General features: G+C 64.3%; 16 protein-coding genes and 1 pseudogene. 13 read left to right on the top strand and 4 right to left on the bottom strand.

Features of this window, described 5'->3' with window-relative positions; genetic code table 11:
• The first annotated feature begins 169 nt into the window (after window positions 1-169).
• From ACVIIV_RS35250 to ACVIIV_RS35235, 4 genes are all read left to right on the top strand, one after another.
• Window positions 170-784 carry a (2Fe-2S)-binding protein gene (locus ACVIIV_RS35250; protein ID WP_456748297.1) on the top strand — a complete coding sequence of 205 codons (615 nt, stop codon included), beginning with the start codon at window positions 170-172 and terminating at the stop codon, window positions 782-784.
• 4 nt (window positions 785-788) lie between these two features.
• The gene (locus ACVIIV_RS35245; protein WP_456748296.1) at window positions 789-1,805 is read left to right on the top strand and encodes an FAD binding domain-containing protein; all 1,017 of its coding nucleotides are present in this window, start codon (window positions 789-791) and stop codon (window positions 1,803-1,805) included.
• Window positions 1,806-1,807: 2 nt separating this feature from the next.
• The gene (locus tag ACVIIV_RS35240; protein WP_456748295.1) at window positions 1,808-4,099 is read left to right on the top strand and encodes a xanthine dehydrogenase family protein molybdopterin-binding subunit; all 2,292 of its coding nucleotides are present in this window, start codon (window positions 1,808-1,810) and stop codon (window positions 4,097-4,099) included.
• Between the two features lie 61 nt (window positions 4,100-4,160).
• On the top strand, window positions 4,161-4,625 hold the full coding sequence (locus ACVIIV_RS35235) for an FKBP-type peptidyl-prolyl cis-trans isomerase (protein ID WP_456748294.1): 465 nt from the start codon (window positions 4,161-4,163) through the stop codon (window positions 4,623-4,625).
• A 188-nt stretch (window positions 4,626-4,813) separates the two neighbouring features.
• On the opposite strand, the gene ACVIIV_RS35230 is transcribed toward ACVIIV_RS35235, so the two are convergent.
• Window positions 4,814-5,032, bottom strand: a complete 219-nt coding sequence (locus ACVIIV_RS35230) for a CsbD family protein (RefSeq protein WP_456748293.1) — start codon at window positions 5,030-5,032, stop codon at window positions 4,814-4,816.
• 129 nt (window positions 5,033-5,161) lie between these two features.
• On the opposite strand from ACVIIV_RS35230, the gene ACVIIV_RS35225 reads away from it, so the two are divergent.
• The 3 genes from ACVIIV_RS35225 to ACVIIV_RS35215 all read left to right on the top strand — a co-directional run bounded on the left by ACVIIV_RS35225 (window position 5,162) and on the right by ACVIIV_RS35215 (window position 6,747).
• Entirely contained in the window at window positions 5,162-5,671 is a 510-nt protein-coding gene (locus ACVIIV_RS35225; protein ID WP_024341406.1) for a cupin domain-containing protein, read from the top strand.
• 131 nt (window positions 5,672-5,802) lie between these two features.
• A complete protein-coding gene (locus tag ACVIIV_RS35220; RefSeq protein ID WP_456748292.1) occupies window positions 5,803-6,231 on the top strand; it encodes a VOC family protein in 429 nt (142 codons plus the stop codon).
• A 27-nt stretch (window positions 6,232-6,258) separates the two neighbouring features.
• Window positions 6,259-6,747, top strand: coding sequence for a VOC family protein (locus tag ACVIIV_RS35215; protein ID WP_456748291.1), 489 nt, complete (start codon window positions 6,259-6,261; stop codon window positions 6,745-6,747).
• Window positions 6,748-6,872: 125 nt separating this feature from the next.
• Here ACVIIV_RS35215 and ACVIIV_RS35210 read toward each other — a convergent pair whose 3' ends face one another.
• Both ACVIIV_RS35210 and ACVIIV_RS35205 read right to left on the bottom strand, forming a co-directional pair.
• Window positions 6,873-8,027, bottom strand: a complete 1,155-nt coding sequence (locus tag ACVIIV_RS35210) for a hypothetical protein (protein ID WP_456748290.1) — start codon at window positions 8,025-8,027, stop codon at window positions 6,873-6,875.
• A 2-nt stretch (window positions 8,028-8,029) separates the two neighbouring features.
• Complete coding sequence (locus ACVIIV_RS35205; protein WP_456748289.1) at window positions 8,030-8,731, bottom strand: FecR family protein; 702 nt, start codon at window positions 8,729-8,731, stop codon at window positions 8,030-8,032.
• Window positions 8,732-8,949: 218 nt separating this feature from the next.
• On the opposite strand from ACVIIV_RS35205, the gene ACVIIV_RS35200 reads away from it, so the two are divergent.
• Complete coding sequence (locus ACVIIV_RS35200; RefSeq protein WP_456748288.1) at window positions 8,950-10,212, top strand: phospholipid carrier-dependent glycosyltransferase; 1,263 nt, start codon at window positions 8,950-8,952, stop codon at window positions 10,210-10,212.
• Between the two features lie 57 nt (window positions 10,213-10,269).
• Here ACVIIV_RS35200 and ACVIIV_RS35195 read toward each other — a convergent pair whose 3' ends face one another.
• Entirely contained in the window at window positions 10,270-10,911 is a 642-nt protein-coding gene (locus ACVIIV_RS35195; RefSeq protein WP_456748287.1) for an OmpA family protein, read from the bottom strand.
• Window positions 10,912-11,274: 363 nt separating this feature from the next.
• Here ACVIIV_RS35195 and ACVIIV_RS35190 point away from each other — a divergent pair, with 363 nt between their 5' ends.
• From ACVIIV_RS35190 to ACVIIV_RS35170, 5 genes and pseudogenes are all read left to right on the top strand, one after another.
• Window positions 11,275-11,514 carry a hypothetical protein gene (locus ACVIIV_RS35190; protein ID WP_456748286.1) on the top strand — a complete coding sequence of 80 codons (240 nt, stop codon included), beginning with the start codon at window positions 11,275-11,277 and terminating at the stop codon, window positions 11,512-11,514.
• Window positions 11,515-11,631: 117 nt separating this feature from the next.
• Window positions 11,632-11,877 carry a hypothetical protein gene (locus ACVIIV_RS35185; RefSeq protein ID WP_456748285.1) on the top strand — a complete coding sequence of 82 codons (246 nt, stop codon included), beginning with the start codon at window positions 11,632-11,634 and terminating at the stop codon, window positions 11,875-11,877.
• A gap of 104 nt (window positions 11,878-11,981) precedes the next feature.
• Entirely contained in the window at window positions 11,982-13,142 is a 1,161-nt protein-coding gene (locus ACVIIV_RS35180; protein ID WP_456748284.1) for a winged helix-turn-helix domain-containing protein, read from the top strand.
• A gap of 129 nt (window positions 13,143-13,271) precedes the next feature.
• A complete protein-coding gene (locus ACVIIV_RS35175; protein WP_456748283.1) occupies window positions 13,272-14,612 on the top strand; it encodes an MFS transporter in 1,341 nt (446 codons plus the stop codon).
• Between the two features lie 228 nt (window positions 14,613-14,840).
• Window positions 14,841-15,948: pseudogene (locus ACVIIV_RS35170) on the top strand (efflux RND transporter periplasmic adaptor subunit).
• The last annotated feature ends 3 nt before the right edge of the window (window positions 15,949-15,951 follow it).

Here is a 15,951-nt window from a genome sequence, read left to right as displayed (position 1 = left end):
GGTTCCGCGCGAGATCAGGACGCGCGAGATCAGGAAAAGTTGACGAAGGGCGGCGCGAGATTTGCTGCGCCGCCCTTTCTCGTTCGGAACTGCACTCATTGCTCCAAGTTATGGGGCGATGAGCGGTGCAGGCGTGCGCTGCTTTGCAGATAGCGGCGGAGGCCGGCCCATGTCCCACAAATCAAGTTCCCGAACATCTGGATTCGATCGGCGCGCCTTCATGGCCGGTGCCGCCGGAAGTGTGCTGGTTCCGATGACGGCGCGCGCGGCCGCGCAAGATGCGAATGCGCCTGTCGCGCAGGATCCGTCGCTTCCCGTTGAGGTCACGCTTCGGGTGAACGGCAAGGACAAGCACCTGCGCCTCGACGCGCGCACCACGGTGCTCGACGCGCTGCGTGAACATCTCAAGCTCACTGGCAGCAAGAAGGGCTGCGACCACGGCCAGTGTGGTGCCTGCACGGTGCTGATCGATGATCGCCGCGTGGTATCGTGCCTGACGCTGGCGCTCGCGGCCGAAGGGCAGGAGATCACGACGATCGAGGGTCTCGCCACTGACGACCGCCTGCATCCGATGCAGCAGGCCTTTGTCGACAATGACGCGTTCCAGTGCGGCTACTGCACGCCCGGCCAGATCATGTCTGCCGTGGCCTGCGTGAAGGAGGGACATGCGGGAAACGAGGCCGACATCCGCGAATATATGAGCGGCAACATCTGCCGCTGCGCCGCCTATCCCAACATCGTCGCCGCCGTGAAGCAGGCCGCGCCCGAGATCATGAAAGGCTAGGCGCATGCGACCATTTTCGTATCAGAGAGCATCAGACCCGAACATGGCCGTGCAGGCGCTCGGCGCCGCAGCGGCCGCCAACAATCCGTTGACGAAAGCGACGGCGCAGCCGCTTGCCGGCGGCACTACGCTGATCGATTTGATGAAGCTCGACGTGATGCGCCCCACCACGATCGTCGATATCAATCCGCTGGCGCACGCCTGGTCGGCGATTGAGCCAGGCGGCGATGCCTTGCGGCTCGGCGCGCTGGCAAAGATGTCCGACGTGGCCGCGCACGCCGAGATCGAGCGCAGCTATCCGGTGATCGCGGATTCGCTGAAGCTCGCCGCCAGCGCCCAGCTGCGCAACATGGCGACGCTCGGCGGCAACGTGATGCAGCGGACGCGTTGCAACTACTTCCGCGACGTCTCCTACGACAATTGCAACAAGCGCAATCCCGGGTCCGGCTGTGCCGCAATGGACGGGGTCAACCGCATGCATGCGGTGCTCGGTATCTCCGATCAGTGCATCGCGACCTATCCTGGTGATTTCGCCCAGGCGCTGATCGCGCTGGATGCAACGATCGAGATCACGGGCAAGGCCGGTACGCGCAGCATGCCGTTCGCGCAGCTTCACAAAGCTCCGGGCAGCACGCCTGACATCGAGACCGCGCTTCAGCCGGGCGAGCTGATCTCGGCGTTTTCCATTTCCGGACGCTGGCCGCGCTCGGTGTATCTCAAGGCGCGCGACCGGCAATCCTATGAATTCGCACTGTCATCGGCTGCGGTCGCGCTCGACGTGCAGGACGGCACGATCAGGGACGCGCGCGTCGCGCTCGGCGGTGTCGCCACCGTGCCGTGGCGGGCGCGCGAGGCGGAGGCGCTGTTGAAGGGACAGAAGTTCGACGAAGCGCTGGCGCAGCGCGTCGCCGAGGCCGCCTTTGCGGATGCCCGCGGCCGCCGGCACAATAGCTTCAAGATCGCGCTCGGCAAGCGTGTGGTGGCACGCGCGCTCCAGCAGGCCGTAACGATGGAGATCTGACCATGACCGCTGCAGCTCCCGGGCCCAAGGCGAATATGGGACAATCCGTGCCGCGCTATGATGCGGCCGCAAAGGTCACGGGGCGCGCGACCTATGCCTCCGACATGCCGCTGGATAATCCGGCCTACGCATTCCTGGTCACGAGCGCCATCGCCAAGGGCCGCATCGACCGCTTCGATCTCGACGATGCCGGGCGCGTCCGCGGCGTGATCGATATCGTCACGCACGAGAACGCCCCGAAGCTGAAGGAATCGAAACTCTTCAGCAACGGCGGCTATGCCGGCACCACGATCCAGCCGCTGAAATCGGCCGAGATCGCGCATGACGGTCAGATCATCGCCGTGATCATCGCGGAGAGCTATGAGGCGGCGCGCGAGGCCGCCAATCGCGTCAAGGTCAGCTACACCGCGGCGGCGCCGAGCGCGAGCTTCGACTCGCCGGGAACGACCATGGCAGCAGCCAAGGGACAGAACGCGCAGTTCAAGGAAGACCCTGCGGTCGGCGACTTCGCCAAGGCGTTCGATGCGGCTGAGGTCAAGCTCACCGCTTCCTACGACACGCCGACGCAGCACCACAATCCGATGGAGCTGTTCACGACCAGCTGCGCCTGGATGGGCGACAATCTCGTCATCTACGAGGGCAGCCAGTATGTCCATGGCCTGAAGAACGGCGTGGCCGAGCAGCTCGGCATCGACGCCGACAAGGTGCGCGTGGTCAATCCCTATGTCGGCGGCGGGTTCGGTTCGCGGGGCTCGATGACGCCGCGGACCGCCATCATCGCCGGGATTGCCAAGCGCCTGAACCGCCCGATCAAGCTGGTCCCGACCCGCGACCAGGGCTTTACCATCACGACCTACCGCGCCGAGACGCGGCATGAGATCAAGCTCGGTGCGAGCCGAGACGGCAAGCTGGTCGCTTTGAGGCATGAGGGCGCCGAAGTCTCCTCGCGCCCCGACGCCTATTGCGTCGGCGGCACCAAGACGACGACGCGGCTCTATGCCTGCCCGAACGTGGACAGCCTGGTCTCGATCGTGCGCGCCGATCGCAACACGCCCGGCTTCATGCGCTCGCCCCCGGAGGTGCCGTATCTGTTTGCGCTGGAGAGCGCGCTCGACGAGCTGGCGGTGAAGCTGAACCTGGATCCGGTCGAGCTTCGCCGCACCAATGACACCACCACGGAGCCGATCGGCGGCAAGCCCTATACATCGCGCTCGCTAATGGCGTGCTTCGACGAGGCCGCCAAGGCGTTCGGCTGGTCGCAGCGCTCGCCGGAGCCGAAATCGATGTCGGACGGCGACTGGTTGATCGGCTACGGCTGCGCCGCCACCTGCTATCCGACGCAGATGGCGCCGTCCGCGGCGCGCGTGCGCCTGCAGCGCGACGGCCGTACCCGCGTCGAGATCGCCGGCCACGAGATCGGCACCGGTGCTTATACCGTCATCGCCCAGACTGCGGCCGAGCGGCTCGGGGTGCCGCTCGAGAAGGTCGCGGTCTTCATGGGCGACAGCGACCTGCCGCCCGCGCCGGTTGCCGGCGGCTCCAACTCGACCGCCAGCACCTGCTCGGCCGTGATGATGGTATGCGATCAGATCCGACAGCGCCTGTTCAAGGCGGTGATGCCGAGCGACAGCCTCGCCGACAAGGCCAAGGAGACCGTCGGCATCAGCCCGGCACCGTCGACCCAGGCGGCCAAAGGCGATCGCTCCCTCGATATCGAGAAGGCCTTCGATGCGCTCGGCGTCGGCGTCATCGAGGAATATAGCGAGTGGAAGCCGGAGGGCGCGCCGCTGGATTCCTTCCGCGCCATGCACAATGGGCAGGTACGGCTCATCGGTGGTCATGCCATGAAGGACCAGATCGCCTACGCCTTCGGCGCCGAGTTCGTCGAGGTCCGCGTCAACCGCTTCACGCATGAAATCCGCTGCCCCCGCCTGGTCGGCGCGTTCGCGGCGGGGAGGATCATGAATCCGCGCACCGCGCGCAGCCAGCTCATGGGCGGCCTGATATGGGGCATGTCCTCGGCGCTGCTGGAAGCCACCGAGATCGACGAGCGCAATGCGCGCTACGTCAACGACAATCTTGCCGACTACCTCGTGCCCGTGAATGCCGATGTGCCCGGCGTCGAGGTCATCATGCTCTCCGAGCAGGACGATCACATCAACCCGGTGGGCGCAAAGGGCCTCGGCGAGCTTGCCAATGTCGGCACCAATGCCGCGATCTGCAACGCGATCTATCACGCCACCGGCCAGCGCATCCGCAAGCTGCCGGTGCGGCTGGAAAATATCGAGGTCTAAAGGGGTGGAAACGGCGGCGGCGTTGGGTTAGACACCTCCCGCCTCAAATGGAAGGTGTCTCATGCAGCGTTTCCAGCGCCTGCTCCTCGCTATCATGTCGGCACTCGCGATCACCGTGATTGGTGGCGTGTCCGATTTCGTTTCCACCACGGCCTTGGCCCAGACCGCAGGAAAGACCATGACCACAGCTTCAGGCTTGCAGATCATCGACTCCACCGTCGGCACCGGTGCCTCGCCGCAACCCGGTCAGATCTGCGTGATGCACTATACCGGCTGGCTCTATGAAAACGGCCAGAAGGGCAAGAAATTCGACTCCTCCGTCGATCGCAAGGAGCCGTTCGAATTCCCGATTGGCAAGGGCCGCGTCATCGCCGGCTGGGACGAGGGCGTTGCCTCGATGAAGGTCGGCGGCAAGCGCACGCTGATCATCCCACCGCAGCTCGGCTACGGCGCCCGCGGCGCCGGCGGCGTGATCCCGCCGAACGCGACGCTGATGTTCGACGTGGAATTGCTGGCTGTGAAATAATTCACACCGTCATTCCGGGGCGATGCGATAGCATCGAACTATGGTGCGCAATTGCGCACCTGAGAATCTCGAGATTCCCCGTGCGCAATTGCGCACCTGAGGTCTGGTCCTTCGGACCATCCCGGAATGACGGCACAACAAAAAGACCGGCCTTGTGGCCGGTCTTTTCATTTTCAATCTTACGCGCGTCACTCCGCCGCGCGGCGTGCCGCCGCCGCGGCGCGATCCATCGCATCCTTCGCGGCGTCCTTGGCATCGCCCATGGCCTGCTGGCCTTTGCCCTTCACCTCCTGCACCGCGCCTTCGCCCTCCATGCGATCGGATCCGGCGGCTTCGCCGATGCCCTGCTTGGCCTTGCCGATCGCCTCGTTGGCGTTGCCCTTGATCTTGTCGGTCGTGCTACCCATGAAACGCTCCTTCCATTTTGCTCGGTGAGGCAACGTCCGGCAGCTATCAGCGTTCCGATTTTGGTATGGCTTGCAGCTGTGCCTTTAGGTTAGTTTTGCCGTGCAGAGAACCAACAGAAAGCAAGTCCCATGACCGGCCATGACCACTCGCATTCCCACCATGACCATGATCATGATCGCTGGAAGCATGATGGCGTGCGCGTCATTCCGGGCAACCAGCTCGATACCAACGTCCCGTCGACAGCAGGCATGGACCGCGCGGCCGCGATCAATTTTGCACGCGTCGGCGCGCAGAAATTGTGGGCGGGCACGGTCAGCATCAAGCCGGATGCCAAGACCGGCGCGCATCATCACGGCCATCTCGAAAGCGTCATCTATGTGGTGAAGGGCAAGGCGCGCATGCGCTGGGGTGAAAGCCTGCAATTCACCGCGGAGGCCGGTCCCGGCGATTTCATCTTTGTCCCGCCTTACGTGCCGCACCAGGAGATCAACGCCAGCCCGGACGAGGTGCTGGAATGCGTGCTGGTGCGCAGCGACGGCGAGGCGGTGGCGATCAACCTCGACATCGAGCCGGTCGAGAAGCCCGAGACCGTGCTGTGGATCGACCCGGTGCACCGCGATCCCAACGAGAAGAAGTAGGACTCTTCAGGGGCGCGGGGGCGGTGCGACAGAATCCCCGCGAGATCAGGGTCCAAATATTTGTCGGAAGCGGTGTCGGATGGCGACCTGGCCGTCCGTCCTTGGGCAGAACCCCGCCCAAGGAGCTTCCGATGCCCAAGATGATCTTCGTCAACCTGCCGGTGACCGACCTCAAGCGCGCGACCGCCTTTTATGAGGCCGTCGGCGCGGTCAAGAACCCGCAATTCAGCGACGAGACGGCGAGCTGCATGGTCTTTTCCGAGACCATTTTCGCCATGTTGCTGACCCACGACAAATTCCGTCAGTTCACGCCAAAGCCGATCGCGGATGCCAGGACCTCGAACCAGGTGCTGTTCTGTCTGTCCGCGGACAGCCGCAGCGATGTCGACGATATCGTCGCCAAGGCCGAGGCTGCGGGCGGGGTGGCCGATCCCAGCCCGAAGGACGAATACAGCTTCATGTACGGCCGCAGCTTCGAGGATCCCGATGGGCATATGTGGGGTGTGAACTGGATGGACCTCGCGGCCGCACCTCTGCAGCCCGATATGGCGAACGCCTGATCCAGGCATAGAAGAGGAACATTCACGATGTCCAAGCTCGTGCCCTGCATGTGGTTCAACGGCGATGCCGAGGACGCTGCAAAATTCTACGTCTCGCTGGTCCCGAATTCAGAGATCACGCACGTCCAGCGCAACGTTTCGGACGGCCCCTCCGGCAAGGAAGGCTCGGTGCTCGTCGTCGAGTTCACCGTGGCCGGACAGCCGCTGGTCGCGCTCAATGGCGGCATGAAGATGGAATACACCCACGCGATCTCGCTGATGATCCATTGCGACGATCAGGCCCAGGTCGACAGCGTCTGGAACGCCTTCCTCGCCCATGGCGGCAAGGAGGAGCGGTGCGGCTGGCTGAGGGATCGCTGGGGCGTGGCCTGGCAGGTGGTGCCGAAGGTGATGTTCGAGTTCCTGTCGAGCCCGGACAAGGCCGCGGCCGCGCGCGCGATGCAGGCCATGATGAAGATGGTGAAGCTGGACGTCGAGGTGTTGCGCCGCGCGTTCGAGGGCAAGTCCGCGGCGTGAGGCCAGCACAGGTGCCGTAGGGTGGGCAAAGGCGCGCTTGCGCCGTGCCCACCATTGTCTCTTGTTGAGAGAGAAGCGGTGGGCACGCTACGCTTTGCCCACCCTACGAGACTATGCCGAGTCTCTTAATAGTTAATCCGCAATCCCACGCCGCCGTGGATCGTGTTGCCGACCGGCTGCGGGCCGAGCGTGCCGTTGGCGAAGAGGTCCACGATCCAGCCCTTCTGCACGCGGAAGCCGAGGCGGCCGCCATATTCGAACCAGCCCTGGTTGCCCATGGTCGGCACCACCATGCCCTGGCCGGTCACGGTGGCGACGATGCCGCTGTGGCTGGCGAAGGACTGCACCCAGCCGCCGTTGATGTTGGTCTCGATGTTGCTGCCGAATAGATGCGTCCACTGGCCGCCGATCTTGACGAGGCTGGTGCGATCGGTGCCGGTCGCAATCGTGGCGTCGAATGGATTGAAAGCTACGGCGCTGTCGCTATAGCCCGACACGCGTTGCCAGAGCTGCCAGACCTCGATCGAGGCCGCGACCTCGTCGCGCGGCGAGAGGCGGCTGATCCAGCCGGCGCGGCCGTAGACGGCGTAGTTCGAAGCGTTGGTCGAGCTCGTCACGCTCACCGGGCCGAGACTGGTGTCGTAGCTGCGCGTGTAGCGCGCCTTCTCCCATGGCGTCAGGATGGTGCCGACGTCGAAGAACGGGCGCGACGAGCCCCAGTCGGTGAAGTCGTAGCGCAGCGCGAAGGCGCCGATCGGTGCGCTCGTGATCTTGTAACCGCCCTCGTTGTAGTGCGTGTAGGCGATGCCGGCCAGCAGCGACAGATTGTTGGTCAGCGCCTTGCGGCCGTGGATGCCGGCCGAGAACGAGCCGGCCGAGCCGAATGCGCTGATGCAGTCGCCGCAATTGATCTGCTCGTTGACGCCGAGCAGCACCGTGCCGAGCACCCGGTTGGTGATCATCTGGTTGAAGCGCTGATTGGCGAGGCCGCCGATCGAATTGCCGCTGGAATCCGCGCCGGTCGGTCCCGAGGGCGGAGGATACGGGCTCGGTGAAGGCGACGGATAGGGGCTCGGCGACGGGGAGGGAGTCGGCGTGGGTGACGGAGACGGCGACGGGGAATAGGTCGGGGAGGGACTGGGATTTGGCTCACCGCACTCGGACCCGCACTCCGACGCCTGCGCAGCCGCCGGGCGGGCATTGAACGTGACAAGCGCAAACGCCGCAGTTGCGGTCAGCGCAGCCGCAAGGATGAGGCGCTGGACGTTGAATTTCGCCATCGTCAGCGCCCGCACAGGATGCCGTCGTCCTGGACGGCGGGCGTGATGGTCGGCGAAGCGCCGGCGTACTGGTTGACCGCGCAAAGCCCGGCGCTCGCGGCGCAGTTGGCGGCGAACGTCCAGGGCGGCGTGTTGCTCTTGGTGATGCTCACCTTGCCGCCGGTCGAGGTGATGATGGCGGTGTCACCGGGCTGGGTGAGCTGCACGCATTGGCCGCTCCTCGTGCAGACGCTGGCCGCGCCGTCCTGAAGCACGACCACGGAGCGTCCGCGCTGCGAGAGAATGTCGAGCGTGGTGCCGCGCACGCCGATGGTCGCGAGCGGCGTCGTGATCTTGTAGGCGGCCTTGTCGGAGTTGCCGGTGACGAAGCGGAACGCGCCGGTGGTCATGCGGATCGCGACGTCGCGATAGCTGTGCTCGTCGTTGAAGACGGTGCGGTCGAGCTTCAGCGTGGCGCTCGGGCCGAGCGACAGATTGGTGCTGTCGGCCATCACGAAACGCGCCGCGCTGTCGGTGCCAGTCCGCACGGTCTCGTCGCGCAGCATGCTGTCGCCGACATTGATCGGCGTCGTGGTCGCGGCGACGCGCACCACTTCGTTCTGGATCACGACGGCCTCGCCGACACGCGTCTGCGCCTTGGCGCCGGACGCCGCGCAGATTGCGGCCGTGAGCAGTGTGGGGAAAAGCCAAAAACGCAAATTCATTTCGAAACCGATCGATGTGTCCCTGATCGTACCGGATCGCGCACGCTTCTGATGTGGCGGAATTATCACAAGCGGCGCGGGACGTGCGTCATGCTTAGTGACAGTTGCGGCAGAATGCGTTCAATGACGAGAACCAGTATATTTTTCTCCGCGGTGAAGCCGATTTGCCACGCAAGACAGCCCTACAAAAGACGCTTGAATCACCTGCGGTTCCGAGGATGTCGCGGAGCGCAGTGATTGCTGTCGCGATCTTCCTGATCGCGCATCTGGCGCTGCTGATCGGCCTCACTGCGCCGGAAAAATTCGTCTTCGACGAGGTCCATTACGTGCCGGCGGCGCGGCAGATGCTGGCGCCCGCGATGTCGCAGCCGATGCTCAATCCGATGCATCCGCCGCTGGCCAAGGAGCTGATTGCGGCATCGATCGCAACCTTCGGCGACAACGCGCTTGGCTGGCGCTATCCCGCGACATTGTTCGGCGCGCTCGCGATCGTCGCGATCTATCTGTGCGGCCTCGCGCTGTTCTCCGCGCAAGGGCCCGCTATCGCAGCGGCGCTGATCGCTGGCCTCAACCAGATGCTGTACGTGCAGGCGCGCATCGCCATGCTCGACATCTTTGCGCTCGGCTTCGGCCTGGTCGCGACCGCCGCCTTCATGCATGGTTTTCGCAGAGAGCGGCCGCAGGCGATGTTTGCGCTCGCGGGCAGCCTGTTCGGCTGTGCTGCGGCATGCAAATGGAGCGGCCTGTTTCCACTTGGCGTCTGCATCGTCATCGTTGCTGTGGTCCGCCTGATGCAGGGCTGGCGTACGCTGTTCGCCGACGCGAAGCCGGACGACTGGTATCGGCCGGAGCTTTGGCCCGGCCTGAAGCTGCATGATGTCGCGCTCTGCTTCGCCGTCTTGCCGATGGTGGCCTATCTTGCCGCCTTCGTCCCGCTCTATGGATTGTCGCTGTCGGAATTGATCGAGGCGCAGCGGCGGATCTTTGCTGACAACACCACGACGGCCATCGCCGGCCACACCTATATGAGCGCATGGCCATCCTGGCCGTTGCTCGCGCGCCCGGTCTGGTTCCTGTTCGACAAGACGGCGGAGGACCACGTCGCCGCGATCGTCTTCCTCGGCAATCCGCTCGTGCTGTGGCCGGCTCTGCTCGCGCTAATCGTGGTGCTGCGCGATTTCATCGTCGCGCGGCGCTGGGATGCGTTCCTGATCGCGGCATTCTATTTCGGTCCCTGGCTCGCCTGGGCGTTGCTGCCGCGCACCCTGGGTTTCATCTACTACTACCTGCCGGCCGCGACCGCGGCGTCGCTCGCGCTGGTCTATGTGCTGCGCCGGGAGGGGCTGCCGCGCTGGCTGTTGTGGGCCTATGTTGGCGTCGCCGCGACGGGCTTTGCGGTCATGCTGCCGATTTCCGCAGCCTTCGTCGGCACCTCAATGAGGACCTTCAACCGGCTGATGCTGTTCCAAGGTTGGATATGACAGCGCCGCCTGCCGGGGAGGGCAGGCGGCGTGCTGCTTGCGACAAAGTGCTTGGACTTATTTTGCCGCGGTCTTGGTGTCCATGTTCACGACCTGGACGCGGCGGTTGATCGGGTCGGCGCCGTTGGCGGCATCCTTCAGCTTGGTCTCGCCGTAACCGACGGTGACGAGATCGGTGCCGTTCAGGCCATAGTTCTGCATCAGGTACTTCTTGATGGTGTCGGCCCGTCGTTCCGAGAGCCCTTGATTGTATTCTTCGCCGCCGATCGCGTCGGTGTGGCCGGCGACCACGAAAGTCGAGCCCTTCAGCGCCGGATCGGACAGCGCCTTGCCGAGCGCCTGCACCGATGCCACCGATGTCTTGGCGATGTCGGCCGAGTTGTAGTCGAACTGGATCTCCAGATCGATCTTCGGCTTGGTCGCGGCGAGCTCGGCGATCTGCTCGCGCTCGCCTGTCGAGAGCGACCGGGTCGAGCGGTTGCGCACGGTGTTCAGGAAGCTCGCTTCCTTGGCCTGCGCGGTCGTGTCAACCTGCGGCCCAACGGATAGGCCGCGGGTCGCCGGCTTCGGCTTCAGCGCATCCAGGATCTTGTCGGTGGAAACGTTGTTGTCGCCGGCCAGAGCCAGGCCAGCCGTCATCGACAGGGCCGCGGAGAGAGTTATCGCCTTCAGTCCAAAGAACTTATCAAAACGGGTCATAATCGTATCCTCGCTGTTACGCCTGATGGCGATTTGATGCTGCGAGCCTAGGGCAGGTTCAACAGCACTGATGTGATCTTGGTCACATTCGAAACTGCGAGCCGAGGGTCACTCTGGTCTGGCGCCTGATCGCTTTGCCGAACGGGGGCTTGGTTCCCGGGAACCCGCGGGTCCCGATCGTCGCGAAGGCGTCGCGTCGAAGCCCGCGTGCAAACAAGAATTCGTCCAGATGCCCGCCTAGCAGTCAAGAATCCGACCGCGACGGGAGCCGAGTTCCATCCAGTGCCAAGGCCTAGTGACTACCAGCGTGACTACCAATTTTATCGCAGCGGCCCGCCGGATCGGACAGTGTCCCTGAGCTCAATGCCCATCTATATCGGCGCCGCGATGATCGCGGTGGCGATCCTGCTGTCGACGCTGATCACGGGGCTGACCTCCCGCTATGTCGGGCTCGAAGGGCCGACCGAGGAGAACATGTGGCTGGTCGATCGTCTCACGGGCGACGTCTATCGCTGCCAGTCGGAGGGGCGCGGCAAGGCGTCGTGCGAGCCGGACGTCGCCACGGGGAGCGTCGGGGAGCGCCCAAAAGCCGCACACCAATAAGGGGCTGGCGCTGCGGCGCAGCAACGAAAATGTCTTCTCCCTGAAAACTTGGCGCTGAAGAATGGCTCCTGTGTTGGCCGGCATGGCGCCGGTTTTGTTCTATGGAGGAGACATTCGATGAAGATGTTGCTTTCGGCCGTTCTGCTCACCGCGCTCGCGGCCGCGCCGGCTTCTGCGGCAAAGATGCAGCCCTGTACGGGCGAGGCAATCGGCAAGTCGATGACCGCGATGGGAACCGTGGATTCGCCGGGCAAGCAGGCAATGGCCAAGGAAATGGCTGCAGCCAACACCGAGATGAGCAAAGGCAATATGCGCGGCGCCTGCAAGCATTACATGAAGGCGCAGAAGATGAGCGCGAAATAGTTCGAGCCGTACGTTGACCGACCGCGCTGTCAGCAGATGGCAGCGCGGTTTTCTTTGCCTCCCTTGTTTGCAACAGTGCGAATCCCGCTACATTGCCTCCTGCAATGTCCCGCACGCCCAAACCGCTTCCACTCAGCACGACACAGGCCCGGCAGATCTGGCTGCATGCCCAGCGGCTGGACGAGCGCACCCCGTTCGGCGAGGGGGCGCAGGCGGTGGCGGACGCGATCGCTCATCTCGGCTATGTGCAGATCGACACCATCAACGTGATCGAGCGCTGTCACCACCACATCTTGTTCAGCCGCATCCCGTCCTACCGTCGCGCCGATCTGCGTCATGCCCAGAGCACCGACAAGAGCGTGTTCGAGTATTGGACGCACGCGCTCTCCTACGTGCCGGCGAACGACTTCCGCTTCTTCCTGCCGGCGATGCGCGAGCACCGGCGCGAGGGGCACAAATGGTTCGCTTCGGTGAAGTCGGCCGACACGCGCAAGGTGATGCGGCTGCTGCGCGTCGGTCCGCTGACGATCCGCGACATCGACGACGACGTGCTCGTCGAGAAGGAGCATCTGTGGCAGAGCCGCAAGCCGTCGAAGCGGGCATTGCAGCTCGCCTTCTACACCGGCGCCGTGACCATCAGCGAGCGCCAGGGCATGCTCAAAACCTATGAGCTGATGACGCGCCATTTCGGCTGGGACAAGCTGCCGAAGCCGGCTTCAAGCAAGGAGATCACAGCCTATCTGCTCGACCGCGCGCTGCGCTCGCAGGGCGTGGTCAGCCTCGATTCGATCTGCCACCTCGACGCGCCGCGCAAGAAGCCGGTCGCGCGCCTGATCGCCTCGCGCGTCCGCCGCGGCGAGCTGGTGCCTGTTACGATCGAGGGCGCCGGCAAGCAGGAGCATTGGGCCTCGCCCGCAGCGCTGGAGCTGCATGAGGTGTCGCCTGATCTCGTCCACATCCTATCGCCGTTCGATCCCCTGATCATCCAGCGCAAGCGCACCAATCTGATCTTCGGCTACAACCACCTGTTCGAAGCCTATGTGCCGAAGGCCAAGCGCAAGTTCGGCTACTTCGCGCTGCCCGTGCTGGTCGGCGACGAGATCGTCGCCGCGCTCGATCTCAAGACCGATCGGCAGGCGAAGAAGCTGTTGATGCAGAAATGGACCTGGGTCGGGCAGGGCAGGAAGACGGCGGGACGAAAGGAGCTCAAGCGGAGGATCGAGGACGAGCTCGATCGCTTCGAGCGGTTTCAATTGGCGGAGTGAGACGCCTTCCGCGTCGGCGCAACAGGTTTATCCGGCTGCGCTCCGTGCATTGCTCGCTCCATTGACTCTTTGCCCGCGATGCTCAAAACCGCCACTCAGCCCACAAAAGCAACAACCCGGGGGGAAGCCATGAGCCAGACCACCTATGCCGGTTCCGCCGGCGGTGCCAAGAGCGCTAGCAAGAGCGACATCGAAACCTCGACCATTCGCGCCATCTCCTGGCGCCTGATTCCGTTCCTGGTGCTGGCCTACTTCTTCTCCTATCTCGACCGCGTCAATCTCGGCTTCGCCGCACTGACCATGAACGCGGAGCTGAAGTTCACGCCGCTGATCTTCTCCTGGGGCGCCGGCATCTTCTTCATCGGCTACTTCATCTTCGAAGTGCCGAGCAACCTCGCGCTGGAAAAATTCGGCGCGAGCCGCTGGATCGCCCGCATCATGGTGACCTGGGGCATCATCTCGGCGCTGATGGCGATGGTCAGCGGCGTCACGAGCTTCTACGTCCTGCGCTTCCTGCTCGGCGTCGCCGAGGCCGGCTTCTTCCCGGGCATCATCCTCTATCTCACCTATTGGTATCCGGCCGAATATCGCGCCCGCTTCCTCGCGGCCTTCGCTATTGCGGTGCCGGTCTCGACCGTGATCGGCGCGCCGATCTCGGGCCTGCTGCTCGGGCTCGACGGCATGATGGGGCTGAAAGGCTGGCAGTGGCTGTTCATCATCGAGGGCATCCCCTCGGTGCTGCTCGGCATCGTCACCTGGTTCTATCTCACCGACAAGCCGGAGAAGGCGGACTGGCTCTCGGCCGAGCAGAAGGCGTGGCTGAAGGCGAAGCTTGATTCCGAGATCGCGGCCAAGCAGGCGGTGAAGCATTTCTCGCTCGGCGAGGCACTGTCTTCACCGAAAGTGATCGCGCTCAGCCTGATTTATTTCGGCTTCGTCGGTGCGCTCTATGGCATGCAGTTCTGGCTGCCGCAGATCGTCAAGGCGTTCGGCCTCACCAACGCGCAGACCGGCTTCGTCACCGCGATCCCGTATCTGTTCGGCACCATCGCCATGATCCTGTGGGCGCGGCATTCGGATGCGAGCCGCGAGCGCGTCATGCATGTCGGCGCGCCGCTGCTCCTCACCGCGGTTGCGCTCGGCGTCTCCAGCTACCTCACTGATCCCACCATGACGATGGTGGTGCTGACGGTCGCCGCGATCGGCGTGTTCTGCTGCTTCGGCGTGTTCTGGACGCTGCCGACTGCCTGGCTGTCCGGTACAGCGGCGGCCGGCGCCATCGCCCTGATCAACTCGATCGGCAACCTCGCCGGCTTCGGCGGCCCCTATCTGATCGGCTGGGTCAAGGAAGCCACCGGCCAGACCTCGACCGGCCTGCTCGTGCTCGCCGTGCTGCCGCTGATCGCTGGCATCCTGGTGTTTGTGGGCGGCCACGACAGCAAGCACGAGTTCGCCGAACAGGGGCGGTGAGGGCATTAGCCTCGTAGGGTGAGCAAAGGCGCCCCCTTTGGACGCCGTGCCCACCATCTTTCCCGGTAGCGACGGACGCGGTGGGCACGCTTCCGCCTTCGCCCTGTGGGCTTCCGCCCAATCCGTACCACCCTTTAACGATCACGCTTTCCTGATGACTGACGATTATTGACTTTTATCAGTGATTAGTCGACATTCCTCTCATTGCAGCCGCAGGAGTGTCCGCCGATGTTCGTCCGGTCCGTTTTGTCCAGCTATTCCAAGCTTTTGGCGGGGTGTGTCGCTGGCCCTGATGGCCGCTGCGCTGGCCGGGTGCAATGATACAGTTGCTGAAAAGGCCGAGCCGCCGCGGCCGGTTCTGGTCGCGACCACGCATTATGATGCAGAGACGCCGGAACGCAGCTTTGTCGGCACCATCAGGCCCCGCATTGAGAGCGATCTCGGCTTCCGCGTCGCTGGCAAGGTCGCCAAGCGCCTCGTCGAAGTCGGCCAGACCGTCGAGGTCGGCCAGCCGCTCGCCACCCTCGACGAGGTCGATCTGAAGCTCCAGGCCGAGCAGGCCCTGGCTGAACAGACCGCCGCGACCGGCGTGCTGGCCCAGGCAGCCGCTGCCGAGCAGCGCGCCAAGGATCTGAAGGCTAAGGGCTGGACCACCGACGCGCAGATGGACTCGAGCCGCGCCGCCGCGGACGAAGCCCGCGCCCGCCTGAACCGCGCCGAGCGCGCGCTCGAATTGAGCAAGAATTCCCTTTCCTACGCGACGCTTGTTGCCGACGCCCGTGGCGTTGTCACCGCAACGCTGATCGAGCCCGGCCAGGTGGTCGCCGCGGGCCAGGCTTCGATCCGTGTCGCCCGCTTTGCCGAGAAGGAAGCGGTCGTCGCGATCCCTGAGACGCTGGTCGGACGCGCCAAGTCGGGCGCCGCCAGCGTCACTCTTTGGTCGGAGCCGGACAAGAAGTACGCAGCGAAGCTGCGCGAGATCGCGCCGGCCGCCGATCCGGCCACGCGCACTTATCTGGCAAAGTTCTCGCTGCCCGAGGCCGACGACAAGGTCGCGCTTGGCATGACCGCGACGCTGACGCTGTCGGACGCCGCCACCGAGCGCGTTGCGCGGCTGCCGCTGTCGGCATTGTTCAACGAAGGCGGCAAGCCCTCGTTCTACGTCGTCGACGACAACGGCTCCGTCACACTGAAGCCGGTGACGGTGAAGTCCTACGAGAGCAACGACGTCATCATCACGGGCGGCGTGGAAGAGGGCGCCAAGATCGTGGCCCTCGGCGTGCAGAAGCTCGATCCGGGCCAGCGGGTGCGGATCGTGTCGTCGCTGAGTTTCTAGTTC

This window comes from Bradyrhizobium sp. USDA 4354 (assembly GCF_054060315.1).
The sequence above is the reverse complement of the archived record's forward strand: the minus strand, read 5'-3'. Positions and strand labels throughout refer to the sequence as shown.

What these genes read in the sequence shown, in the direction of transcription:
- ACVIIV_RS35215 (WP_456748291.1), top strand. Translation starts at nt 6,259, where the DNA reads ATGTCCAAGCTCGTGCCCTGCATGTGGTTCAACGGCGATGCCGAGGAC.
- ACVIIV_RS35200 (WP_456748288.1), top strand. Translation starts at nt 8,950, where the DNA reads ATGTCGCGGAGCGCAGTGATTGCTGTCGCGATCTTCCTGATCGCGCAT.
- ACVIIV_RS35205 (WP_456748289.1), bottom strand. Translation starts at nt 8,731, where the DNA reads ATGAATTTGCGTTTTTGGCTTTTCCCCACACTGCTCACGGCCGCAATC.
- ACVIIV_RS35180 (WP_456748284.1), top strand. Translation starts at nt 11,982, where the DNA reads ATGTCCCGCACGCCCAAACCGCTTCCACTCAGCACGACACAGGCCCGG.
- ACVIIV_RS35195 (WP_456748287.1), bottom strand. Translation starts at nt 10,911, where the DNA reads ATGACCCGTTTTGATAAGTTCTTTGGACTGAAGGCGATAACTCTCTCC.
- ACVIIV_RS35175 (WP_456748283.1), top strand. Translation starts at nt 13,272, where the DNA reads ATGAGCCAGACCACCTATGCCGGTTCCGCCGGCGGTGCCAAGAGCGCT.
- ACVIIV_RS35220 (WP_456748292.1), top strand. Translation starts at nt 5,803, where the DNA reads ATGCCCAAGATGATCTTCGTCAACCTGCCGGTGACCGACCTCAAGCGC.
- ACVIIV_RS35235 (WP_456748294.1), top strand. Translation starts at nt 4,161, where the DNA reads ATGCAGCGTTTCCAGCGCCTGCTCCTCGCTATCATGTCGGCACTCGCG.
- ACVIIV_RS35250 (WP_456748297.1), top strand. Translation starts at nt 170, where the DNA reads ATGTCCCACAAATCAAGTTCCCGAACATCTGGATTCGATCGGCGCGCC.
- ACVIIV_RS35225 (WP_024341406.1), top strand. Translation starts at nt 5,162, where the DNA reads ATGACCGGCCATGACCACTCGCATTCCCACCATGACCATGATCATGAT.
- ACVIIV_RS35210 (WP_456748290.1), bottom strand. Translation starts at nt 8,027, where the DNA reads ATGGCGAAATTCAACGTCCAGCGCCTCATCCTTGCGGCTGCGCTGACC.
- ACVIIV_RS35245 (WP_456748296.1), top strand. Translation starts at nt 789, where the DNA reads ATGCGACCATTTTCGTATCAGAGAGCATCAGACCCGAACATGGCCGTG.
- ACVIIV_RS35240 (WP_456748295.1), top strand. Translation starts at nt 1,808, where the DNA reads ATGACCGCTGCAGCTCCCGGGCCCAAGGCGAATATGGGACAATCCGTG.
- ACVIIV_RS35185 (WP_456748285.1), top strand. Translation starts at nt 11,632, where the DNA reads ATGAAGATGTTGCTTTCGGCCGTTCTGCTCACCGCGCTCGCGGCCGCG.
- ACVIIV_RS35230 (WP_456748293.1), bottom strand. Translation starts at nt 5,032, where the DNA reads ATGGGTAGCACGACCGACAAGATCAAGGGCAACGCCAACGAGGCGATC.
- ACVIIV_RS35190 (WP_456748286.1), top strand. Translation starts at nt 11,275, where the DNA reads ATGCCCATCTATATCGGCGCCGCGATGATCGCGGTGGCGATCCTGCTG.